The organism is Streptomyces sp. OR43 (assembly GCF_008042275.1).
In the GTDB taxonomy this organism is placed as follows: Bacteria; Actinomycetota; Actinomycetes; order Streptomycetales; family Streptomycetaceae; genus Streptomyces.
Genome location: NZ_RDBK01000031.1, coordinates 9,525 through 13,160, shown reverse-complemented (window position 1 = coordinate 13,160; position 3,636 = coordinate 9,525). Strand labels below are relative to the sequence as shown.

General features: G+C 73.0%; 2 protein-coding genes and 2 pseudogenes. 2 read left to right on the top strand and 2 right to left on the bottom strand.

Features of this window, described 5'->3' with window-relative positions; translation table 11 throughout:
- A pseudogene (locus tag EAO72_RS15825) lies at nucleotides 1–234 on the bottom strand (acetyl-CoA C-acetyltransferase); the annotation flags it as partial.
- Between the two features lie 9 nt (nucleotides 235–243).
- Here EAO72_RS15825 and EAO72_RS15820 point away from each other — a divergent pair.
- A pseudogene (locus tag EAO72_RS15820) lies at nucleotides 244–813 on the top strand (AMP-binding protein); the annotation flags it as partial.
- A gap of 299 nt (nucleotides 814–1,112) precedes the next feature.
- Here the strand turns inward: EAO72_RS15820 and EAO72_RS15815 are convergent.
- On the bottom strand, nucleotides 1,113–2,390 hold the full coding sequence (locus EAO72_RS15815) for an acetyl-CoA C-acetyltransferase (protein ID WP_148017979.1): 1,278 nt from the start codon (nucleotides 2,388–2,390) through the stop codon (nucleotides 1,113–1,115).
- A gap of 76 nt (nucleotides 2,391–2,466) precedes the next feature.
- On the opposite strand from EAO72_RS15815, the gene EAO72_RS15810 reads away from it, so the two are divergent.
- The coding region (locus EAO72_RS15810) for a 3-oxoacyl-ACP reductase (protein WP_148018019.1) at nucleotides 2,467–3,636 on the top strand (1,170 nt) is incomplete at its 3' end.

Genomic DNA, 3,636 nt, shown 5'->3' with positions numbered 1-3,636 from the left:
TGCGCCCGTCGCCGCGAACGGATGCCCGGTGGCGAGGGAGGACCCCGCCACGTTGAGCTTCTCCCGGTCGACGGGCGCCAGTCCCTGCTTCTCCCAGGCGGCCAGCGTGGCGAGCACCTGGGAGGCGAAGGCCTCGTGGACCTCGAAGAGGTCGAAGTCCTCGACGCCGAGCCCGGCCCGCTCCAGCATCCGCGGCACGGCGTACGCGGGCGCCATCAGCAGTCCGTCCTCGCCACCCCCGTCCTGGTCGAACCGACGAAGGTCAGGGCCGCCGACGGCACCGTCCGCCAGGTGTCCGTCCCGGCGTTCGCCCAGCCGGTGCGCCGCGGCTCGCTCGCCGAGATCCCGTTCGACAACGCCCGCGAGGCACCTTCGGACGCCGTCCTCAGCCGCAAGCAGCCGGACGGCAGCTGGCAGGACGTGACGGCGGCGGAGTTCGCGGCCGAGGTCCTCGCCGTCGCCAAGGGCCTGATCGCGGAGGGCCTGCGGGGCGGTGACCGCATCGCGATCATGGCGCGCACGACGTACGAGTGGACGCTGCTCGACTTCGCGTCCTGGGCCGCCGGCCTGGTCACCGTCCCCATCTACCCGACCTCGTCCGCGTTCCAGGCCCGCTGGATCCTCCAGGACTCGGGCGCGGTCGCCTGCGCGGTCGAGACGGCCGACCAGGGCCGTGTCATCAGCCAGGAACGCAGACAGCTCGGCGACCTCACGCACCTCTGGCAGTTCGACACGGGCGCGCTGGGCCGGCTGAAGAAGCTCGGCAGGAACATCCCCGACGACGCCGTGGCCGCCCGCCGCGCGACGTACGAGTGGACGCTGCTCGACTTCGCGTCCTGGGCCGCCGGCCTGGTCACCGTCCCCATCTACCCGACCTCGTCCGCGTTCCAGGCCCGCTGGATCCTCCAGGACTCGGGCGCGGTCGCCTGCGCGGTCGAGACGGCCGACCAGGGCCGTGTCATCAGCCAGGAACGCAGACAGCTCGGCGACCTCACGCACCTCTGGCAGTTCGACACGTGCGGCTCCTCGGCATCGGGGTCGGGCGGTTCACCTGGTCCGTCCGGCGACAGGCCCTGATGCCCGCGCCGGACCGTGCTCAACTTCTCTGCTGCTCAGACGCGTTCGAGGATCGCCGTGACTCCCTGGCCGCCCGCCGCGCAGACCGAGATCAGGCCGCGGCCCGGGGCGTCGCGCTCCGCGAGGAGCTTCGCGAGGGTCGCGACGATCCGTGCGCCCGTCGCCGCGAACGGATGCCCGGTGGCGAGGGAGGACCCCGCCACGTTGAGCTTCTCCCGGTCGACGGGCGCCAGTCCCTGCTTCTCCCAGGCGGCCAGCGTGGCGAGCACCTGGGAGGCGAAGGCCTCGTGGACCTCGAAGAGGTCGAAGTCCTCGACGCCGAGCCCGGCCCGCTCCAGCATCCGCGGCACGGCGTACGCGGGCGCCATCAGCAGTCCGTCCTCGCCGCCCACGTAGTCGACCGCGGCGCTCTCGTACAGGGAGAGGTACGCCTGCGGCTCCAGACCGTGGCGCTCGGCCCACTCCTCGCTCGCCAGGAGTACGGTCGCGGCGCCGTCCGTGAGCGGCGTCGAGTTGCCCGCGGTCATCGTCGCGTCCGGGTGGTCCGCGCCGAACACCGGTTTCAGCGTGGCGAGTTTCTCCACGGTGGAGCCCGGGCGCAGGTTCTGGTCGCGGTCCAGGCCGAGGTACGGGACGACCAGGTCGTCCAGGAAGCCCCGGTCGTACGCGGCGGCGAGCCGCTGATGACTGGTGGCGGCGAGGAGGTCCTGCTCCGCGCGGCCGATGTCCCACTGCCGGGCGGTGACCGCCGCGTGGTCGCCCATCGACAGGCCGGTGCGCGGTTCGGCGTTGCGCGGGATGTCCGGGACGAGGTGGCGGGGACGTACGCCCGCAAGGGCCTTGGCCTTCCCGCCCGTCGACTTCGCACGCCGGGCCGACAGCAGCAGCCGGCGCAGTTCGTCGTTGACGCCGAGCGGCGCGTCGCTCGTGGTGTCCGCGCCGCCCGCGATCGCCGAGTCGACCGCCCCGAGCATGATCTTGTTGGCGGCGGCGATGACCGCCTGGAGGCCGGTGCCGCACGCCTGCTGGAGGTCGTACGCGGGGGTGCGCGGGTCGAGCCGCGAGCCGAGCACCGTCTCCCGGGCCAGGTTGAAGTCCCGGCTGTGCTTGAGGACCGCGCCCGCGGCGAACTCGCCGACCTGCTGCCCCTGGAGACCGAAGCGCTCGACCAGACCGTCCAGCGCGGCGGTCAGCATCTGCTGGTTGGAGGCCTGTGCGTACGGGCCGTCGGAGCGTGCGAAGGGGATACGGCTGCCGCCGATGACCGCGACCCGGCGGGGCTGCGGGAGTGCGAGGGGGATCAACTCGACCAACTCATCTCGACCAACTCCTGACTCTTGAGTAACCTTACTCCAGAGTAAATCTACGACCGAGCAGGGAGTCTGGACAATGGCCGACCGCTATCTGCACCTCACCAGCACGACAACCGGCCGATTCCTGACCCGGAGACTCGGCCTGCCCCAGCCCGCCCGGCTGCGCCGCTGGACCCTGGAGTCCCAGACCCTCACCGGCCCGGTCCTCCACCTCACCGCCGGGGAGTCCGCCGCCACGGACGAGCTCCGCACCGTCCTCGCCGCCTGCGGCCCGGAGATCACGGCCCGCGCCGACCGGCCCGCCGGAATCGTCCTGGACGCCACAGCCGTCGACACCGCCGCCGGACTCGCAGCCGTGCACGCCGCACTCCACCCCGTCGTCCGCTCGCTCGCCCCGGGCGGCCGCATCGTCGTCCTCGGCACCCACCCGTCGCCGGACGACCACCACCAGGCCGCCGCCCAACAGGCCCTCGAAGGGTTCGTACGCTCCCTGGGCAAGGAGATCGGCAAGGGCGCCACCGTACAGCTGGTGCGCATCGCCCCCGGCGCGGTCGCCGCAGCCGGGTCCACCCTGCGCTTCCTGCTCTCGCCCCGGTCCGCGTACATCAGCGGCCAGGTCATCGAGGTGACCGGCACCGCCCCCGAACCCGTCGCCGACTGGGCCGCCCCGCTCGACGGACGCACCGCACTGGTCACCGGAGCCGCCCGCGGCATCGGCGCCTCGGTCGCCTCCGTCCTCGCCCGGGACGGCGCCCACGTCATCTGCCTGGACATCCCGCAGGCCCAGGAGGACCTCGTCCGCACCGCGGACCGGCTCGGCGCCACCGCCCTGCCGCTGGACATCACCGCCGACGACGCGGCCGAACGGATCGCCGCCGCGGCCCCGGACGGCCTCGACATCCTCGTCCACAACGCCGGCATCACCCGCGACCGCCGCCTCGCCAACATGCCCGCCGACCGCTGGGCCTCGGTCATCGACGTCAACCTCGACAGCGTCCTGCGCACCACCGACGCGCTGCTCAAGTCCGGAACCGTCAACCGGGGCGGCCGGATCATCGCCACCGCCTCCATCGCGGGCATCGCCGGCAACAACGGCCAGACGAACTACGCGGCCAGCAAGGCCGGCATCATCGGCTTGGTCCGCTCGCTCGCCCCGCGCGCCGCCGCCGACCACGGCGTCACGGTCAACGCGGTGGCCCCCGGCTTCATCGAGACGAAGATGACCGCGGCCGTCCCGCTCCTCATC